The 19,985-nt window shown below is 36.5% G+C and carries 18 protein-coding genes; 7 read left to right on the top strand and 11 right to left on the bottom strand.

The features are described from left to right. Positions 1–16: 16 nt before the first annotated feature. The 9 genes from EGI05_RS10330 to EGI05_RS10290 all read right to left on the bottom strand — a co-directional run bounded on the left by EGI05_RS10330 (position 17) and on the right by EGI05_RS10290 (position 8,805). Entirely contained in the window at positions 17–508 is a 492-nt protein-coding gene (locus EGI05_RS10330) for a lipocalin family protein (RefSeq protein WP_123262976.1), read from the bottom strand. A 121-nt stretch (positions 509–629) separates the two neighbouring features. Further along, a complete protein-coding gene (locus tag EGI05_RS10325) occupies positions 630–2,336 on the bottom strand; it encodes a S8 family serine peptidase (protein ID WP_123262975.1) in 1,707 nt (568 codons plus the stop codon). Between the two features lies 1 nt (position 2,337). Then, the gene (locus EGI05_RS10320; protein WP_394337981.1) at positions 2,338–2,961 is read right to left on the bottom strand and encodes a WbqC family protein; all 624 of its coding nucleotides are present in this window, start codon (positions 2,959–2,961) and stop codon (positions 2,338–2,340) included. A gap of 56 nt (positions 2,962–3,017) precedes the next feature. After that, positions 3,018–4,679: a signal peptidase I gene (gene lepB, locus EGI05_RS10315; protein ID WP_123262974.1), complete on the bottom strand. Its 1,662-nt coding sequence runs from the start codon at positions 4,677–4,679 to the stop codon at positions 3,018–3,020. Between the two features lie 76 nt (positions 4,680–4,755). Beyond that, a complete protein-coding gene (gene dapB / locus EGI05_RS10310; RefSeq protein WP_123262973.1) occupies positions 4,756–5,457 on the bottom strand; it encodes a 4-hydroxy-tetrahydrodipicolinate reductase in 702 nt (233 codons plus the stop codon). A 15-nt stretch (positions 5,458–5,472) separates the two neighbouring features. Then, complete coding sequence (locus EGI05_RS10305; RefSeq protein ID WP_123262972.1) at positions 5,473–6,111, bottom strand: DUF5683 domain-containing protein; 639 nt, start codon at positions 6,109–6,111, stop codon at positions 5,473–5,475. Continuing rightward, a complete protein-coding gene (locus EGI05_RS10300; RefSeq protein ID WP_123262971.1) occupies positions 6,112–7,002 on the bottom strand; it encodes a ParB/RepB/Spo0J family partition protein in 891 nt (296 codons plus the stop codon). It lies immediately after the preceding gene. Between the two features lie 40 nt (positions 7,003–7,042). Next, entirely contained in the window at positions 7,043–7,816 is a 774-nt protein-coding gene (locus tag EGI05_RS10295; RefSeq protein WP_123262970.1) for a ParA family protein, read from the bottom strand. Positions 7,817–7,983: 167 nt separating this feature from the next. After that, positions 7,984–8,805, bottom strand: a complete 822-nt coding sequence (locus EGI05_RS10290) for an energy transducer TonB (RefSeq protein WP_123262969.1) — start codon at positions 8,803–8,805, stop codon at positions 7,984–7,986. A 392-nt stretch (positions 8,806–9,197) separates the two neighbouring features. Between EGI05_RS10290 and EGI05_RS10285 the strand changes: the two genes are divergently transcribed. The 4 genes from EGI05_RS10285 to EGI05_RS10270 all read left to right on the top strand — a co-directional run bounded on the left by EGI05_RS10285 (position 9,198) and on the right by EGI05_RS10270 (position 14,239). After that, the gene (locus tag EGI05_RS10285) at positions 9,198–10,808 is read left to right on the top strand and encodes a hypothetical protein (RefSeq protein ID WP_123262968.1); all 1,611 of its coding nucleotides are present in this window, start codon (positions 9,198–9,200) and stop codon (positions 10,806–10,808) included. Positions 10,809–10,886: 78 nt separating this feature from the next. Beyond that, positions 10,887–12,740 (top strand): hypothetical protein, encoded by a 1,854-nt coding sequence (locus EGI05_RS10280; RefSeq protein ID WP_123262967.1) that lies wholly within the window; start codon positions 10,887–10,889, stop codon positions 12,738–12,740. Between the two features lie 100 nt (positions 12,741–12,840). After that, a complete protein-coding gene (locus EGI05_RS10275; protein WP_123262966.1) occupies positions 12,841–13,677 on the top strand; it encodes an N-acetylmuramidase domain-containing protein in 837 nt (278 codons plus the stop codon). 13 nt (positions 13,678–13,690) lie between these two features. Then, positions 13,691–14,239, top strand: coding sequence for a TIGR02594 family protein (locus EGI05_RS10270; RefSeq protein ID WP_123262965.1), 549 nt, complete (start codon positions 13,691–13,693; stop codon positions 14,237–14,239). A 37-nt stretch (positions 14,240–14,276) separates the two neighbouring features. Here EGI05_RS10270 and EGI05_RS10265 read toward each other — a convergent pair whose 3' ends face one another. After that, positions 14,277–15,563, bottom strand: coding sequence for an adenylosuccinate synthase (locus EGI05_RS10265; protein ID WP_123262964.1), 1,287 nt, complete (start codon positions 15,561–15,563; stop codon positions 14,277–14,279). A gap of 164 nt (positions 15,564–15,727) precedes the next feature. Here EGI05_RS10265 and EGI05_RS10260 point away from each other — a divergent pair, with 164 nt between their 5' ends. Continuing rightward, on the top strand, positions 15,728–16,786 hold the full coding sequence (locus EGI05_RS10260) for a putative phage abortive infection protein (protein ID WP_123262963.1): 1,059 nt from the start codon (positions 15,728–15,730) through the stop codon (positions 16,784–16,786). A 97-nt stretch (positions 16,787–16,883) separates the two neighbouring features. On the opposite strand, the gene abc-f is transcribed toward EGI05_RS10260, so the two are convergent. Next, positions 16,884–18,476: a ribosomal protection-like ABC-F family protein gene (gene abc-f / locus EGI05_RS10255; protein WP_123262962.1), complete on the bottom strand. Its 1,593-nt coding sequence runs from the start codon at positions 18,474–18,476 to the stop codon at positions 16,884–16,886. A 325-nt stretch (positions 18,477–18,801) separates the two neighbouring features. Here abc-f and EGI05_RS10250 point away from each other — a divergent pair, with 325 nt between their 5' ends. Next, positions 18,802–19,356, top strand: a complete 555-nt coding sequence (locus EGI05_RS10250) for a phosphoribosyltransferase (RefSeq protein WP_123262961.1) — start codon at positions 18,802–18,804, stop codon at positions 19,354–19,356. A gap of 47 nt (positions 19,357–19,403) precedes the next feature. Further along, the gene (locus EGI05_RS10245) at positions 19,404–19,982 is read left to right on the top strand and encodes an adenylate kinase (protein WP_123262960.1); all 579 of its coding nucleotides are present in this window, start codon (positions 19,404–19,406) and stop codon (positions 19,980–19,982) included. Positions 19,983–19,985: the final 3 nt, after the last annotated feature.

The following is a 19,985-nucleotide window of genomic DNA, read 5'->3' as shown; positions in this document are numbered from 1 at the left end:
TATTTATTATTAGTTATTATTTCATTCCTGTTCTCTGGAAGTTGTACACAACTCTAACTGTGCTGCCATCGAATGGAACATTTTGTTCAAGCGAAAACTGGTCTGTACTTTGGTTGATCAGATTTAAAGTATATCCTGCGGTATTTTGCTTTGCTTTTGTACCGGCAGCAATTTTCTTGAAAGAGAAAGTGTTTCCTCCTGTCGCATCAATTTTGATCGGTTGAGTAACGGCAGGACAAGATCCTCCCCCATTTAATGTATAAGCCCCGGAATAGTTGTTAGGAATTAATCTCCAGTGGCTTCCTACAAAACATTGAGCATCCGCTCCTTCATCAAAAGGTTTGATTTTATACTGTTTATCGTAATCAATACTTACGATTTGCCAATCTCCCTTTAATTTAAGGAATTCCGCTCTCTGGTTTTGTGATGTTTTTGCATTGTTAACTGAGGAACAAGACACTGCAAAAAGTGATGTTCCCAACATTCCTGCAAGTAGTAACTTTTTCATATCTGTTTATTATTTTAGATACAATAAAGTTACAAAAAACCGTGCCAAAATTATAAAAAAACAGAAAAAGTCCCAGAGATTGGAACTTTTTCTATTGTTAACTTTATGTAAGTATACTGTTTTATAGCTTAATTGCTTTTCCAGCAGGCTTATTCACTTTTTTAGCCGGCTTTACAGCTTTTTTGGCACCGGAAGATGATTTACCGTTATAGAAATTAGCGTATGCATATTCAGCCGCTTTTTTCAAATCGATCACTCCACCTGCCTGAGAGAAATCTCCGAACTGGTTTTCTGTACTCGGATTGCTTGATTTTACTAAAGATTCAATGATCTGATCAGGCTTAAGATTTGGCATATAAGATAACAGAACCGCTGCTGCACCTGCTACAACAGGAGAAGCCATTGAAGTTCCCTGAAGATATCTATACTCATTATGAGGAACGGTAGAATAAATTTCTTCACCCGGAGCGAATACATTCACCATCTTTTTATTAAAGTTAGAGAAATCAGCTCTAAGCTCGTTATTTCTGTTGGTACTTGCTCCTACAACAATAACGTTGTTTACAAACGGCTTTTCATCTGTTACATTCTTAAAGTTAGTAGGATAAGCAAGGTGCTCAGCTACATCTTCATTTTCATTTCCAGCCGCTTTTACCAAAAGAACGCCTTTATCCTGAGCATATTTGAATGCATCCCAAACTACGTTTTTACCAGGAGAAACCGGTTTACCAAAGCTCATATTCAAAATTTTAGCTCCATTGTCTACTGCATATCTGATCGCATTAGCAACGTCTTTATCTCTTTCATCACCATTTGGAACGGTTCTTACAGACATGATCTTCGCTACTTTTGAAGCCACTCCGTGCTGAACTTCTTTTCCCTGAGGAAGTCCCGCAATAATACCCGCAACGTGAGTTCCGTGTTCTGCATCCGGTCCTTCATAATGATTGTTTCCATAATTTTTTTCAGAATAGTCATCATAGTTATCTCCTACGATTTCTTTTCTTGGATCATAGCTTAGGTCGTACTGCTTAGACTGAGGTCCGAAATGGTCTATTGCCTCTTTCATTTGAGACTTCATTTCTTTTTCAAAATCAGCAGCAGATTTTCCTTTGAATTCAGGGCTTTGAGCCACCTGGTTTAAAATCTGAAGGGCTATAGCATCTTTTTGATCCGTTGAAGGTTTTATAGCAGCAATATTTTCAGCCGTTACAGATTTACCATTCAATAATTTAACCATATTAGGAATCAAATCATTGATCATAGTATACGTCTGCATACTTTGCTTTGCTTCCATACTTTTCTTGCTGAAAAGCTCCTTGGATTTCATATACATCGCAAATTCTTCCGGCATTTTAGCCTGATTCGCTTTATTTTTCGCAGAGTCTTCTCCTTCAAATACGGGCTTATATTTGGCAACCACTCTGGTTACTTCCATATTATCCACATCGATGTCGCCGTTTTTACCTCCTATAAAGTTCCATCCGTGAATATCATCGATGTATCCATTTCCGTCATCATCTTTTCCATTGTTCGGAACTTCATTCGGATTTGTCCATATATTTTTAACCAATCCTGGATGATCTACCTGAACCCCGCTGTCTAAAACCCCTACAACTACCGTTGTTGGCTTCAAACCCTTAGATTCTAAAAATTTATAGGCATTTTCCGTATTCACTCCGTATACTTTTGCCGTAGCGTAATCTTTATGATACCACGTCATTAAATCTTTATCCTCTTTAGGATCCACGGTTTTCACCTGTGCTTCCTGGGCATATGTAAAGCTAAATCCCGCTAAAAAAACAGCAGCTAATAATACCTTTTTCATGTTAGTATGATTGTTTAATATTTTTAATATAAGTCAAAGATTCCGGTCCTTTGTTACAAATTAAGTCCAAAATTGACAAATCTTTTAAAAATCCCAATTTATCCGAGAATGTTTGATAGTATTCTTCCATTTCAAATTCCGATGGAATCTTAGCTGAAAAACGTTCTCTGAAATTGATCTCTTCCGGATTTTTGATATATTCTACATTCAAAGAGTGTGCCTTTTCTGTTTTTAAAATCTGCTGGATGATTTCCAATCCTTTCAAATTAAAATTTATCAGATTCCTTTCCTCAATATCAAATATCTTTCTGATTTTATCTTCATAATATTCGAAATACGGAGAACTCTGATAGGCAGTTTGAATAGATTTCCAATGAAGCTTTCTCCAATCTTCGGATTCGGAGATTTCAATATCCTTTAATTCTCTTTTTCCGTTATGACTAATCGGGATGATCAATGAAAGTTTTCCGTTCGCTCCAAAAATATTGGCTCTGTTTCTATATGTTTGTTTAGGAAAGCTTTCAAACTGTTCCAATACAATATTATTTTCAGGATTCAGGAAAACTGAAAACCATGAAATAGGTGGTAAATAAAATACCGGTAATAGTACATTCTTCATATTCATCATACAAAAATGAAGTATTTTCTCAAATACTTCATTCTATTTCTAGTTTTATTTAATTATAAATCTTCTTCTGTTTTTTTCTTTCTGAACAGCTTCACAAAATATTCCCATCCAAAGAATAAGATAAGGATCATGGCAGCAATCCACCAGTAAGAGGTTTTGTTAGCTTCCCCAGTATTGGTTGCCTTGAACATTCTTTCCCAACGGATTTTGCGCGGTGCCTGGTAAGAAGAGCTAGCATCTGAAAATGCCCCTTGTATACTCAACCATGTAAAGATTGGTTTTCCTACGATATTTTCTTCCGGAACGAAACCAAAGAATCTTGCATCCAATGAAGCATCTCTGTTGTCTCCTACCATCATATAATAATCCTGCTGGATTGTGTACTGATTAGCTTCTTTTCCGTTGATGAAAATTTTACCGTTTTTATTTTCCAGGCTATTGTGTTCATATTCGGAAATAATCCACTGATACATGGGAAGTGTTTCTTTATTGATGGCTACTACATCTCCTTTTTTAGGAATTCTTACAGGACCATACCAATCCTGGTTCCAAGGTTTGTTGATAGGAAAAATAGATTGAGTAGTATCAATGCTTTTTGTATAGGCTGTTTTATCAGCATTTAATTTATATGAAATGGTTGCAGAGTCTTTCGGATAAATGTTTTCTTCCATTGAAATAACATTCGGCAGAGCTTTAATTTCTGTTGCCGTTTTATCCGTTAATCCTTGGAACATATATACAAAACCTTTATCAGTCTGCATTTCTCTTACCGGCAAGAATCCGTAGGTGTTGTACATTCCCGGAATATCCAATTGTGTTCCTGTATTCACCGTGTATGCATGCTGAACTTCCTGGTCTCCAAGAACTGTTTCCGGTTTTCCATTCACGAAAAGTCTTCCACCTCTCATTTCAAATGTATCTCCGGCTGTAGCCACGCATCTTTTGACATAAGGATCTTTTCTATCGATTGCCGTATGCACTGAATCCTGAGGATAGTTGAACACTACCACATCATTCTTTTGTGGTTTATTGAACTGAAATATTCTTGTGTATGGTAGTTTTACGCCTTCAACATAAGATTTAGGATCGTCTTTAGGATTTCCTTTTTCTCCGGAATCAAAAATAGTTCCCTGTAAGAAAGGGATTGCTACAGGTCTCATCGGTAATCTATACCCATAGCTCCATTTGTTCACAAATAAGAAATCTCCAACCAGCAATGTTCTTTCCATAGATCCTGTAGGAATTCCGAAAGGCTGGGTTACAAAAACGTGGATAATGGTTGCAAAAACCACAGCAAACGTAATAGAACCTATGAAAGTATCTTTCTTTTTAACATTTTTCTCTTCATCCGTCAAAAATAATTCGTTGGCACTTTCATCTTCCAATTCTACATCTTTGGAATAGTTTACCGTTGCCATGTAAATAAACGGCAAAATCACTGTAAGAAGCTGATGCTGGAAAAGGTTTTTTCCAAATTTCTTCATTAGGTAAATATGAAAAACAGACATCATGATTGGCCCTACAATCGGCAAGTAGGATAAAATAGCCCACCATTTCGGATGCTTTGTTTCTTTTAGGATAATGAAATAATTATAGAAAGGTATAAATGCGAATAACGGACTGTAGCCCATTTTCTTGAACAGCTTCCATGTTGAGATCCCCATCAATATGGATAGGATGAGAACATATACTGTATAAGTTAAAAAGTAATTCATAAATTTTCGTGCCTATTCTGTTAATTCGTGTTTAGCAACTTATTATTAGTTAATCATTATGAAGTTTTGTTACAGTTTACAGTCCCAAAACGTCTTTCATGGTAAAGTTTCCTTTTTTGTCTTTAATCCATTCCGCAGCCACTACCGCACCTAATGCAAATCCGTTTCTGTTGAAAGCGGTATGCTTGATCTCAATCTCATCTACTTCACTTCTATAGAATACACTGTGGGTTCCCGGAACCTCATCTTCGCGGATGGCAAAAATACCTAATTGATTTCCTTGTGTATCGTCTAATTTCCAGGCTTCAAATTTAGGGTTATGTTTGAAAATTCCTTCCGCTAAGGAAATAGCCGTTCCACTTGGAGCATCTAGCTTGTGGATGTGGTGAATTTCTTCCAATTGACAGGAGTATTCATCTACGTTCTTCATTAAATCGGCTAATTTTTCGTTCAAAGCGAAGAATAAATTTACGCCTAAACTAAAATTGGACCCATATAAGAATGCTGTATTATTTTCAACAGCAATTTTTTCAACTTCCTGTTTCTTTTCCAGCCAGCCCGTAGTTCCACAGATAACCGGAATTTTGTTTTCCAGACACGCTTTTATATTATCAAATGCCACTTCGGGCAAAGAAAATTCGATAACGACATCCGGATTATTAAGATTTTCAGCAGTTGGAGTTTCTTTCAGGCGGGCAACTACTTCATGCCCCCTTTTGGTGGCAATTTCATCGATGATCTTACCCATTTTACCATATCCAACCAATGCAACTTTCATATGCTTATTTCTGTTTTAAAATCTGTAACTTAAACTTAGGCCCGTTTTAGGAGGTGCCATTCCATACTGATCCTGGATTACTGCGGGATTTAGAGACAAATCAGGGTCATGACGGCTTTCATAAAGATGAGCATCTACCACTGCGTCTACTATATTCAGTATATATATAAGCGCCGTAAAGGCAATAGCATAATCTCTTTGTCTTTTTGCCCTGTCCTGGGCATTTCCCAGCGCCACTTTATCCAAGTTAGGGTGGCTATCAACAAATTCGTTAGGAGTTCCGTTTAATTTGGCAATGTAATATTCCCGGTACTTTTTGTATTGGTTATCATTCCAGACCGCAATTCCTACTCCTGCTCCCACAGCTCCCCAAACAATTGGAATTTTCCAGTATTTTTTGTTGTAATACTGTCCTAATCCCGGAAGAACTGCAGAATATAATCCTGCTTTTGTAGGATTCAGTTTAAGGGTCTGTTTTGTGGGTCCGTTCGCACTTTCAAGATCTGCAATAATCTGGGGTTCGGATTTGGTAGGTTTTGCCGCAGAAATACTGTCTTTCGGATGATATTCGACCCGAATGGTATCATTGGGATTAACCTGTGAATATGCTGTTACGAACAGGCATAAGAAAAATGTGAAAAGTATTTTTTTCATTTATTTAATATGGGATAAAATATATTCCAGCTCGTCTTCATTTTTGAAGTCCAGAACAATTTTACCTTTTTTACCATTTCCGGAGGTTTTGATCTCCACTTTTACGTCCAAGATATCAGCAATTGTTTTCTGAGCTCTTTTATAATTGTTCGATAATTCCGGCTTTGCTTTTTTTGCAGCGGGTGATTTTGGATTTTTAAGAAGAGCGGAGGCCTGTTCGGTTTGACGAACATTCAACTGCTCTTTAATGATCTTATCAAAAAGAATTTGCTGTAGTTCATCATTTTCCAAGCTTATGATAGCTCTACCGTGTCCTGCGGAAATCTCACCGCTTCGGATCGCATTCTGGATATCCGGACTTAATCTTAGTAATCTAATCGAGTTCGTAATTGTACTTCTGTCTTTTCCTACTCTCTGGCTAAGATTTTCTTGAGTCATTCCAATCTCATCCAAAAGCCTCTGATACGTCAATGCAATTTCGATGGAATCCAGGTCTTCTCTCTGGATGTTCTCCACAAGAGCCATTTCCAACAATTCCTGATCGTTAACCAAACGGATGTATGCCGGAATAGAGGTAAGACCAGCCAATTTACTGGCTCTGTAACGTCTTTCCCCGGATATGATTTCAAACTTCTCTCCGTCTTTTCTTAAAGTAATAGGCTGAATTACGCCTAAGTTCTTGATAGACTGGGCAAGTTCGTTTAATGCTTTTTCGTCAAAATAAGTTCTTGGCTGGGTGGGATTCGGATAGATATCCTCGATAGATACTTCTACGATATTCCCTACAAATTTATCTGCTCCTTCATCTGTAGCAGAGTTGATTGTTGCTTTGGATTCGGCACTTAAAATAGCACCTAAACCACGTCCCATAGCTCTTTTTTTGTCCTTCATATTATGCTTCAAGCTTTAAGCTTATGGCTTAAAGCTAATTTTAATTTTTTACTAATTTTTCGTTCTTCAACAGCACTTCTTCCGCTAATTGAATATACTGGATCGCTCCTTTACTTTCGGCATCATAATTCAGGATGCTTTCTCCGAAACTTGGAGCCTCGCTCAATCTTACATTTCTGCTGATGATGGTTTCAAAAACCATTTCAGGGAAGTGCGCATTAACTTCTTCCACTACCTGGTTAGACAATCTTAATCTGCTGTCATACATGGTAAGAAGCAATCCTTCTATATCTAAATCCTTATTGTGGATCTTCTGTACATTTTTAATGGTATTCAAAAGCTTCCCTAATCCTTCCAATGCAAAATATTCACACTGGATTGGGATAATTACTGAATCTGCTGCTGTAAGTGCATTTACAGTGATCAAACCTAAACTCGGTGCACAATCGATAATGATGAAGTCATAATCATCTCTTACGCTCTGCAACGCCTGCTTAAGCATATATTCACGGTCTTCCTTGTCCACCAATTCAATTTCTGCCGCTACCAGGTCGATATGTGACGGAACAATATCCAGATTAGGTGTACTCGTTTTCTGGATACAGCTTTTTGTATCTACACTATGCTCCAATAAATTATATGTGGAATACTGAACTTCTTCAACTCCCAAACCTGATGTTGCATTCGCCTGCGGATCAGCATCAATAATTAATATTTTTTTTTCCAATACCCCTAATGCTGCGGCTAAATTTACAGCTGTTGTTGTTTTTCCAACTCCCCCCTTTTGATTAGCGATACCTATGATTTTTGCCATTATTAGAACTTTAAGCTTCAAAAATACACTTTTTTTCTTTGCTCTTCGTGAACGATGAAAGCTAAATTGAGTTAAAATATTGTTAATAAGTCTTTTATATCTTAAAAAAATTATCCACAAAAAATAGCTCTTTGTGGATAACTGTTCAAGATTTGTATTTAATAATATTATTCAAATTTCATGGAAATTGGAAATTTGAAATAGCTTCTTACAGCTTCTCCTTTTTTATTTTTTCCAGGAATCCATTTTCCTTTGATAGATCTAATAGTTCTGATTGCTTCATTATTGAAATCTGCATCTTCTCCATTGGCTTTGATTCCTGAAATCGTTCCATCAGTCTCCACTATAAAGGTAATTGTTGTTTTTCCACTTCCTTCAAAACCGGATCCATCGAAGGTATTAGTTACTTTTTTTCTGAATACATTGATTCCGCCCTCGAAATCCGCTTCAACAGCAGGTACTTCAATTTCTTTAGGATCTTTTTTCTCCACTGGCGGTTGTGGTTTCACATAAGGAACCGCAGGTCCTGTTCCCGTAGTTGAAATTGGAGGCGTATATGTATCTGATGTATTGGGTTCAGGCTTAAAATTATCAACAAGTCCGGGTTTAGCTGTTTCCGGTATATCCTTAACCGGTGTATCAGGAGCATCACTTGAAGGGGTAGGAACCACACTGTTAAACGTCTGTTGTTCCGGAGCAGTTGGTTGAACAGGCTGTACCGGAGGTGGAGTTACTTCAGGCGTTTCTACATCCACAGGTGGAGGCAAAACATAAACAGGTCCGGTAGGAACAGGTTCTACTGTTTTAAATGCCGAGATGATCATTGGCGTAATTGAAATGGCAGCCAATAAACCAACACCTACAAAGAGTGCTTTCGTTAGTAGTCTGTCTGATTCATTTCTTAATACATAGGCACCATATTCCTTGTTACGGTGCTCAAAAAGAATTTCATTCAAGCGAAATTCCTGGTTTTGGTGTAGGTGTTTCATCACTAGTAAATATTTAAACTGTTAATACTTGTGATTATTAGTTTTTCAATCCTTATCAATAAGTATTATACCAATATCAAAATATTTGCCAAAACTTTACTAAAACATCATCATTTTATAAAAAATTATACCAACCCATCTAATTTAACTATGTATACAATAATAATCTATTAACAATAAGGTAATTGCAATTTTTATTTAACATTCATAACCATTAAAAATTTTTAAAAATTCAACATAAATCAAAAAATAGTAAAAACCACATCCCCAAAATCGGAAAAATACTGAGATCTTTTTTTTGAACCCGAAATACATTTGTACCATACAAAACAATAACAAAAAGGGAAAGCTGAAAACCTAACAGAGTAAGCACTATTTAAAAACTGATAATTATGCCAACTTTAACACAAGAAGCAAAATCCAACTCATTAATGAGTATGCTATTAAAGCAAGTTTATGACACTGTAACCAACGGAGGAAATCCTGATTCTTTAGGACCAGATGATTTCATTGCATTTGATCCGGTAGGGGTTACTCTTTCTGAAGACACTTTTGACTATGCACTTAACGGGCTTTTCGGAGACGCACCTTCTCCAAAACCAATGTTAGATGGAACAGGAAAACCCATTCTTGACGCTAACGGAAATCCTAAAGTGGATATGGAAGCATACCAAAATGCTTTATCTAACAGCAAATTCAGAAAGTACCTTCAAATGGAGCAGTTTGCTGCAATGGTAGATGTTATTCCTTCTCAATTGCCACCTCTTACACCGGACGGAAATGGAAGATCAATGACGATCATGAGCATCATGAATGACTCTCAGAAAAGAGTTTCTAAAGTATATGAAGATCTTTTACAATGGTCTGTAGTTGTTGATACTCAGTTTGATGAAAAGGTTGAAAAGAAACTGGACTCTTTAAGAGATAAATTATTCAAAATTAAAAAAGTAAAAAATCCGGATTTTGATGAAAATGCACCGGTAGACGATATGAATAAGCCGGAAATCTTCCATACTTTCGTATCTCCTACTTATGCTAAATACATCGAGTATCAAATGAAATACTATGATGTGGTAGATGCCAACAACGAAATCAGAACTGCTGCTGACAATGGAGATGCTGAAGCCATGGCTAAGCTTTCCATCGACGGTAAAAACATGAAAAAACGTGAAGATGCGGCTTTAAAAGCATGGCAGTCTTTAGGATATAAGGAAGCTGTAGAAAGAATCCAGAATTATCTGAGCGAAATTGAAGAAAAGCATATGCTTGTCATCAAGAAAAGAATTCAATCTGAGTTCAGAAACAGCCAAAGAACAAGAGTATTGGATTACACCAACTATTCTCCTTCTATTCCTGTTGCAGCTAATGCCTTGAAAGAATCTAAAGGATGGCCGACCATTACCATTACTGAAGGAGAGTCTAATTACGACTATTCCAAAACAGTTCATAACTGGGGAGCTGCTGCAGGATTCAGCATGGGTATTTTCTCCATCGGAGCCAAAGCTGGTGGAAAACATGAAAAAACTAAGATCAACACAGACTATACTAATATGAAGATTTCTTTCAAATTAGGAAAAGTAAGAGTGGAAAGAGGCTGGTTCAACCAACAGTTCGTAGAATCCAAATACTGGAAATTACATGAGCAGTCTCCGCAAACACTAAACGGAGATATGATCAGTGACGGTAAAGGAAAAGGATTAATGCCTTCTATCATTACGGAACTGATCATCGCAAAAGATGTTTCTTTGGATTTTACCAATAACAGCACTGCCTTCACGGATGTTAAAAATTCAGTGACCTCAGGAGCAGCTGTGGGAATCGGGCCTTTCGTATTCGGAGGCAGCTACAGCTATGACAACCAGGATGTAAAATCCAATGCAAAATGGAATGGTAAAAAGTTAACTTCTGATGGAATCTACATCATCGGTTACAAATGCCATGTAGTTCCAAAATCTCCAAATCCAAATCCGGAGATCAAGAAATGGACAGACGGAAAATCATAATATCTTCTCTATAAAGAGTAACCGGCAGGAGCTTTTCCTGTCGGTTATTTCCAAAAACTAATACCTAAACTAATAGCCATGAAATATTTTATTGCCGTTTACCAAAAGCTGAAAAACATTTATATGTCTCAAAGCTCTATGGAAAACGATTTACCGATGATCTGCCCTTCTTTGAGAATCTATGAAAATGAAGAACTTGAATTACTGAAACCTCAAAGCCTGCTTAATGATGAGCAAAAAAAAGCTCTCTCCATTATTAAAAAACAGAATATGGCTTACGAGCTTAATTCTGTACCTATTTCTTCCAATTTCTGGGACCTGAATCCCAACAATTCCCTGTTTGATATTTATAGAGATATTCTTGAAAAAAATAATCTAAAAAATATTGAAGAACACCTGGATAAAGTATTAGAAACTAAAAGTACGATCCTTTTTGATGCAAAAAACAACGATACTAAAGAATTTAAAGCTTATAAAAAGTATCGAACCAATCATGAAACGGCAGTCAACAATATTACTACCCATCTGGAATTGTTTGACGGATTGGACACAGATGAAGAAAAAAACAACTGGAACGATCAACTGATCCACCTTAACAATATAAAAGAGCTTACCTTTTCCGAATGGAAAGTAAAAGGCTATAAAGATATCATTGAAAAAGAGCTTGCCAAGATCAACAAAGCAACGGAAGCAGATCTTTATGTAGCCATGGCTCAAAATGCCAAAAATACTTTTGAAGCCGCAGAAAAAACCGATGTAATCAATAACGCATCGATCCATGATATTAATTTCATTCCGTACGATTTTATGGAAAACGAATCAGGATGGAACAGCATGAGAATTGAAAAATCCGAGTTGGAAGGATTACACTCTGAAGCTAAGAATGCTACGGAAAACCTGCCTTCTGAAATTCTCTCCATCGATTATGACGAAAGCATGATTGAAGCGGTGGAACTTGAATACTCTTTCGTGCATTTAAAAAGAAGCTGGTTTAATAAAAACTTTATGCTTTCTTCCTTATTTGAATGGAATGAGCCTAAAAAAATATCAGACGGACAAACCATTTCCAATGATTTCAAGCTTCCGGCATTCCCTAAAACAATGATGCTGATGAAAAACCTTAAGATCATTTTGAATCCGGCTGTCAATAGTGAAGCGATAAGCAATCCGAATCAGCTGGTATATTTCGGTCCGCTGGTGATGAAGCAACAGGTTTTTGTGAATAAAAATAACAATCAAAAGTTTTTGAAAGCCATTACCAATGTGAAGACCATTAAATCCGATCAGCTTAATTATATGGCTAAGAAAACAGCTGCCGTTGAAACGGTAAAAATGGCTCCCGTTAATGACTTCTCCGTAAAACCAGCCGCTGAACCTGCACCTGAAGCCATGAAAGCCGCAGCCAGCACTGCTTTTGCCAATAAAATCAATCTGGGTGGAATGATGGGCGGAATCAAGATACCTGCAACCCATGGAGCAAGTCCGGTACAACCGGCACCACAACCTGTAACCCCTACTCCCACTCCTATAAAAGTTCCTTGGGGAACATGGGGACCCAAGTATCCAACCACTCCGATCCCAACAACTCCGCCACCGCCTACCGGAGCGAATGTTCAGTTCAAGGTTCTTGATAAAATGAATAACGAACCCATTTATAAATGTGCTCTTTCGATCAAAGGAACGAATAACAACAGGATTTTTGAGATCGAATCCAATGAAATAGGAATCATCAATCAGTTTATCCCTATCGGAGATTACAGTATTGAGCTCAGAATTGATGATTATGCTGTACTGCAACAGAATTTCAGTGTCACCAATGCGAATCCATTAACACTGGAATATAAACTTCAGAGAGAGGAAGTGAAATTCAAGTCTTTTTTCCTGATCGGGATGATCTGTGAAAGAATGCCTAAAATACCTATGAACCAGTAGGAGTATTTATACTGATGATTAAAGAGTTGGATGTTGAATAAGAATATCAACCTGAAACTCAATAGTTCGTAACCGAAACTTTAACTAAAAAACTAAAACCATGAAACTTTTAAAATATTATACAAAATCCCCGGAAGTTCTCACCCTTTGTGAACTTCTGTATAAACTAGGATATAATATTAAGATCTCTGACTCTTTTACTTTGGAGGTAGATGCTGCTGTAAAGGATTTCCAAAAGAAAAACTTTTTGGTAGTGGATGGAATTGTTGGCGTAAAAACCTGGACAATGCTTCTTGAAAAAACGGCTGCTCCGGTAAGCTCCATAAGCTCCACTGATAAATTCTTAAAAGAAAGTGATTTGATAGGCTTTGCCAATCAATACGGACTTGAATTAGCTGCCGTAAAAGCTGTGAACGAAATTGAAAGCAGCGGAAAAGGATTCCTGATCAATAATAAACCTAAAATCCTGTTTGAAGGTCATGTTTTCTGGAGCGAGCTTAAGAAAAGAGGAATTGATCCAAGCTCTTATTATAATGCCAATAATAAAGATGTTTTATATCCGAAATGGACTAAAATTTACTATCAGGGAGGTGTAAAAGAGTATGACAGGCTCAATGAAGCCATTTCATTAGGAAACGATCCGAAATTTAAAGATGCGGCATTATCTTCCGCTTCGTGGGGATCATTCCAGATTATGGGATTCCATGCTAAAAACCTTGGATATTTCGATGTGAATGAATTTGTTTCCAAAATGGAGATCAATGAAGGGGAACATTTGAAAGCATTCGGAAAATTCCTTGAAAAGAACGGGCTTTTAATTCATCTGCAAAATAAAAACTGGGCGAATTTTGCCAAAGGATATAATGGTGGCGGCTACAAGCTCAATAAGTATGACGAAAAGCTTGCAAAAGCATACGCTAAATATTCCAAAAACTAAAACACTTGTAACCATGGCACTTTCAAAACAATATGAATGGCTTGTGAAAGAGAACGGGCCTATCATGATCAAACAAGCATTAAACCTTTATGGCACTACGGAAGTTCCCGGCACCGCCAACAATGCTACTATTTTATCCTGGGCACAGGAAGTGGGACAAGACCCGATGTTCAATGGCGTTAAGAAATTCTATAATGCCGATTCCATTCCCTGGTGCGGACTTTTTATGGCGGTAGTGGCTAAAAGAAGCTCCAAACAGATCGTTAAAGATCCTTTATGGGCCTTGAACTGGGGAAATTTCGGGAAACACACTCCTACTCCCATGTTAGGCGATGTATTGGTTTTCATCCGAAACGGCGGCGGACATGTCGGCTTGTATGTGGGTGAAGATTCCACCTGCTTCCATGTATTGGGAGGAAATCAAAGTGATCAAGTCTGCATTACCAGAATTGAAAAAAAACGGCTTTATACCGCCAGAAGACCGAACTATATCAACCAACCCGTTAACGTAAGAAAAATTTCACTTTCTTCTTCAGGCACTGTTTCCAACAACGAGACCTAATAAAAAATCCTGCTTTCGCAGGATTTTCTTTTTTATCTTAGAATAATTCTTTTCTAATGATGTTCTGGCTTCTTTCAGGTCCTACAGAAACAAGGTAAACATTGATTCCTAAGTACTGCTCAATAAATTCGATGTATTTCTGAGCGTTGGCAGGAAGTTCATCATAGCTTCTTGCTTTTGTGATGTCTTCTGTCCAACCCGGAAGCTCTTCATAGATCGCTTCGTAATCGTAAAGCTTGGTTGTTGAAGATGTGAAATAATCGATGATCTTTCCGTCTTCCGTTTTGTATTTCGTAGCGATCTTTAAGGTATCAATTCCTGTAAGAACGTCTAATTTTGTAATGACAAGATTATTAATTCCGTTGATCATACAAGCATGCTTCAAAGAAACAAGGTCTAACCAACCTGTTCTTCTTGGTCTTCCTGTTGTTGCTCCGAATTCATGACCGATCTGTCTGATCTTCTCGCCTAATTCATTATCAAGTTCAGATGGGAAAGGTCCGTTTCCAACTCTCGTACAGTATGCTTTCGCAACACCGATTAGGTTTTGAAGAGATGTCGGCGGAACTCCTGCTCCTGTACAAACTCCTCCTGTAGACGGAGAAGATGAAGTTACGTAAGGATATGTTCCGAAATCGATGTCTAACATCAACGCCTGAGCTCCTTCGAATAAAACATTTTTTCCTTCGTGGATCGCCTCGTTCAATTCCAGTTCTGTATCAACGATTCTGTCCTGAAGCTGTTTCCCGATCTCTAAAAATTCATTGTAAATTTCTTCAACGTCTAAAGTTGGCTTTCCATAATATTTTTCAAACAGAGAGTTCTTAACTTTTAAGTTTTTCTCAATTTTCTCTCTTAAAATTTCAGGATTTAAAAGGTCTACCATTCTGATCCCCACTCTTGCAATTTTGTCTTCATAGCAAGGTCCGATTCCTTTTTTGGTAGTTCCGATTTGTGTTCCTCCGTGCTCTTCTTCACGGTACGTATCCAGCAAAATGTGGTAAGGCATGATGACATGCGCTCTTCTGCTGATAAAAATGTGGTCTGTTCTTAAGCCTTTGCTTTCAATTTGATTAACCTCCTTAATAAAAGATTTAGGATTGACCACTACTCCGTTCGCAATGATACATTTCCCTTTGCACTGAAGAACTCCCGATGGAAGAAGGTGCAACACAAATTTTTCTTCACCTACATAAACGGTATGACCTGCATTGTCTCCCCCTTGGAAACGTACAACATAATCCGATTTTGCCGATAAAACATCCGTGATTTTTCCTTTACCTTCATCTCCATACTGAAGACCTACAACTACGTAAGTTGACATATTTTACTTTTGTTTTTAGATTCGTGCAAAATTACTTTTAAAAAATTGGGTGAGCAAATTTGTGAGGAATTTTATTTTTTGGGTGTGTATGGAAATGGTTACGGTTTCCCTTTTTTTATTAATAATATTATTATATATATTTAGAATTAAAACAATTAACATCCATGAAATTCGATAAGACAATTACAACTATTCTCGCAATTATTAGCATTCTTTTACTATTTGCTTGTAGCTTTTATTTAACTAGTTACTTCATAAATACAGAATGCTCAATAGATTATAAAAATTATTTAATATCAAACAAGAGGATTTTAGACGCTAATGAATTTGGTGACTATTTTGGAGGAATTATGAATCCTATAATAGGTTTAAGCGCAGCTTTTATAACCTTTTTAGCGTTCTACATTCAATTTGTTGCTAATAAGCAAATTACTAATCAATTTAAAGTTCAACAATTTGAATCTCATTTTTATGAAATGCTAAGATTACATAAAGAAAATGTAAATGAAATTCAAATCGAACAAACCACTTTAGTTTCAAATAGGACTTCAGCTGGAGTACATATTAATTGGACTAAATCTTACAGCGAAATAAAGGGAAGAGATGTATTTATTTATTTCTCAAATGAATTAGAAATTGCTTATAAAACCATTCTAAAAATTAATTCTGATAAAGAAGTAGCTTTTGATGAAGCATATAAAACATTTTTCAACGGTTTAGAAAAAGAGGATAAATTTTTTAATGAACTTTTAGCAATTAAAAATATACATAAAACTGAATTTATAGATAGAACAGTTAAAACCAAACTACCATCTGAAATTGATGGTATTACTATTAAATCTACATTTCCATTATTTGAAGGACATGAAAATAATCTAGGACATTACTACAGGCATTTGTATCACACAGTTAAATTCGTTGTTAACTATGATAATAAGATTATTGATTATACAAATAAAAGAAAATATTTACAATTACTCAGAGCTCAACTCAGCAATTTTGAACAAGTTATGTTATTCTATAATTGGGTTTCGGGATATGGAAAAACATGGGAAGACAATAAATTCTTCAGTGATTATAGAATGATTCATAACTTATCTAGCAAATTATTTTTCGATGAGAATTTTTTCATCAAGATAAAAGAAGATATAAGAATAAATAATCCAAAATTTTTAACAATACCTAATAAATTAAATGATTATTTATATGAATCTGACGGTTAATAAAATTTCTAATTAAAATACTAATTATATTAAAAAACGAATGACAAAATTGAATAATTTATCATTCGTTTTTAAATTTTACGGTGACAAATAATAATTAAAATTCCAACAAAACCTCACCCACAGCCCCAATCTCCCCCACAAAAACCTCATCATGCGAAATCATCAGCAAAGTCCCATGATAATCTTTGATAGAATTTGTAAGGATCTCTACATTTTGAAGATCTAAATTATTCGTCGGTTCATCGAGGATGATCATATCCGGAGCTTTATTACTGATGGAAAGTCCGCACAGAAGGATGCGAAGACGTTCTCCGCCACTCAGAACATCACATTTTTTGTCCCACGTTTCTTTTCCGAATAAAAATCTGGATAATAGGGTTTTCACTTCAGATTCCTGTAGGGCGTTGCCATTGAACTGTTGGACAAACTCATATACAGTAGAATTTCCATCTATTAAAGAATATTCCTGGTCAACATAAATCGTTTGAAAATCTGCTTTGGTAATTTTCCCTGCAGATGGTTCCAAATCTCCCAATAGCAATTTAATCAATGTTGTTTTTCCGGAGCCGTTAGAACCTTTGATGCAAATTCTGTCACCACTTCGGATTTCAAGACTGAGATTCTCTTTCCAGAGATTTTCTTCCCCATATTTAAAATTAATCTCCTCCGCAGAAACCAGAATTTTTCCGGAATGCAGATTCGAATCATTAAAATTAACTTTCATCTGGTCAGAATTCCTTACAGACGAACGCAATTCCCGCAAATCCCCGGAAATATCGTTGATTTTTTCGGCATGAATGCTTTTTAATCTGGAAGTATTTTTCTCTGCATTATTCCGGAGCGTGTTCATCATGATTCTCGCCACGCCTGACTTCTCCTGTTTTCCTTTTCCTCTTGCATCGAGCTTTTGTTTTCTTTCCAGTGTTTCACGTTCCTTTTCTTTGGCCTTTTTCAGCGCCCGTTCCTTGGAATGAATATCGTTTTGCAGCGCCTCATTTTCAATGGCTTTCTGTTCGGCATAAAAATCATAATTCCCGCCGTATATGGAAATCCCTTGGTTGCTCAGTTCGAAAATAGTATCCGTCAGATTCAGCAAACTACGGTCATGACTTACCATTAAAACAGTAGAACTTGTTTTCTCTATAAAATCATAAAGCAGGTTCCGTCCTTTCAGATCCAGATGATTCGTGGGCTCATCCAGTAAGATAATATCCGGTTGGTTGATCTGAATTCCTGCCAGAAAAACTTTTGTTTTTTGACCACCGCTCAAACTTCCCAGTTTTTGATACAAGTCTTCATTCTCAAGTTTCCAGTATTGTAAGGCGTTCTGACAGCGTTCTTCGATGTCCCAGTCGTCATTCAACGTTTCAAAATAGATGTCATCCACTTCCCCACTGGTAATTTTTTGAAGGGCGTCTAATTTTTTATCGATTGTAAGGCATTCGGCAACGGTCAGGTGATTAAAATTCCCGAACATTTGCGGAACATACAACAGATCCCCTTGAATATTGATATTTCCTTCCAAAGGTTCAATTTCGCCGGCAATCAATTTCAGTAAGGTAGATTTTCCCATGCCGTTACTTCCGACCAAAGCAGATTTGGTATGAGGTGGTATCGTTAAATTTATAGAATTAAAAAGCAGATTTCCCGCGGGAAACCCAAAGGATATATGATGTAGAAAAAGCATGATTTCTTTCTTAATTAAGGTTAAACTTCAATAACTCGAATGGTTATTATTCAATTAAATCTGAAAGAAACTGTATCCTACATGTCTGTTATTTTGGGTTTGTGAGTACAAAGATAGTGATTTTTTAAATTTGCCTTTTATCTTTCACTTTGTCTTTCTGACGAAGAATCTCTTATCCTCTATCAATAACTTGTCGATAGATTCTTAATTCCACTTCGTTTCATTCAGAATGACATTTCAACTTAAATCCTTTTCGGAACCTGAAATAAAACAGGAAAATATTTTCATCAAAAATCCGTAACTTTGCCAACTACTAATTTTATTTATGGAAAGCATTCAAGTTCACGACAAAACATTCGTGCCTTATCTAAAGGACGCCGAAATTCAGGAGATTGTAAAAGCTACGGCTTTAAAAATTTATGAAGATTACAAGGACGAAGTTCCTGTTTTCATTGGGGTTTTGAACGGAGTGATCATGTTCTTTTCTGATCTTTTAAAATATTATCCGGGAGAATGCGAAATTGCATTCATCCAGATGAGTTCTTACGTAGGAACAGAATCTACCGGAATTGTTTACCAGAAAATGGAGCTTACCAAAGACGTGAAAGACCGTCACATTATCCTTGTTGAGGATATTGTAGATACAGGGAATACGGTGGAAAGCCTTTTCAAATATTTCAAGGAAACACAGCGTCCGAAATCGGTAAAGCTGGCTTCTTTCTTATTAAAACCAGAGGTGTACAAGAAAGATTTCAAACTGGACTACATTGGAAAAGAAATTCCTAACAAGTTTGTTCTTGGTTATGGATTGGATTATGATGAATTGGGAAGAAACCTGCCTAATTTATATCAATTGGAAGAAGGAAAAATCAACGAATAATTTCAAAATCTGAAATTCAATTTTAAAAATATCTAACTAAGTAAAAAATGATAAACATTGTTCTGTTCGGCCCTCCAGGAAGTGGAAAAGGAACACAAGCACAAAATCTGATCGAAAAATTTAATTTAAAGCAGATTTCTACCGGTGATCTTTTCAGATATAACATGAAAAACGATACTGAACTGGGAAAACTGGCTAAGTCTTACATCGATAAAGGAGAATTGGTTCCGGACCAGGTAACAACAGATATGCTGATCGATGAGATCAGAAAGCCTACCGATACGAACGGATTTATTTTTGACGGATATCCAAGAACTGTTGCTCAGACAGAAGCATTGGAAAAAATCGTTAAAGAAGAGCTGAATGATGAGATTGATATTTGCCTTTCTCTGATCGTGGAAGACAAGATTTTAGTGGAAAGATTGCTAAAAAGAGGGGAAACCAGCGGAAGATCGGATGACAGCAATGTAGAGATCATTGAAAACAGAATTAAAGAATATTATACGAAAACAGCAGAAGTTGCCGAGCTATACAAACAGCAAGGTAAATATGTAGAGGTAAACGGTGTGGGAGAAATTGATGAGATTGCCCAGAAACTTTTTGCTGAAGTAGAGAAAATTAAATAGTTA

It is taken from the genome of Chryseobacterium daecheongense (assembly GCF_003729955.1).
In the GTDB taxonomy this organism is placed as follows: Bacteria; Bacteroidota; Bacteroidia; order Flavobacteriales; family Weeksellaceae; genus Chryseobacterium; species Chryseobacterium daecheongense.
This window is presented reverse-complemented; position numbering and strand designations above follow the sequence as displayed.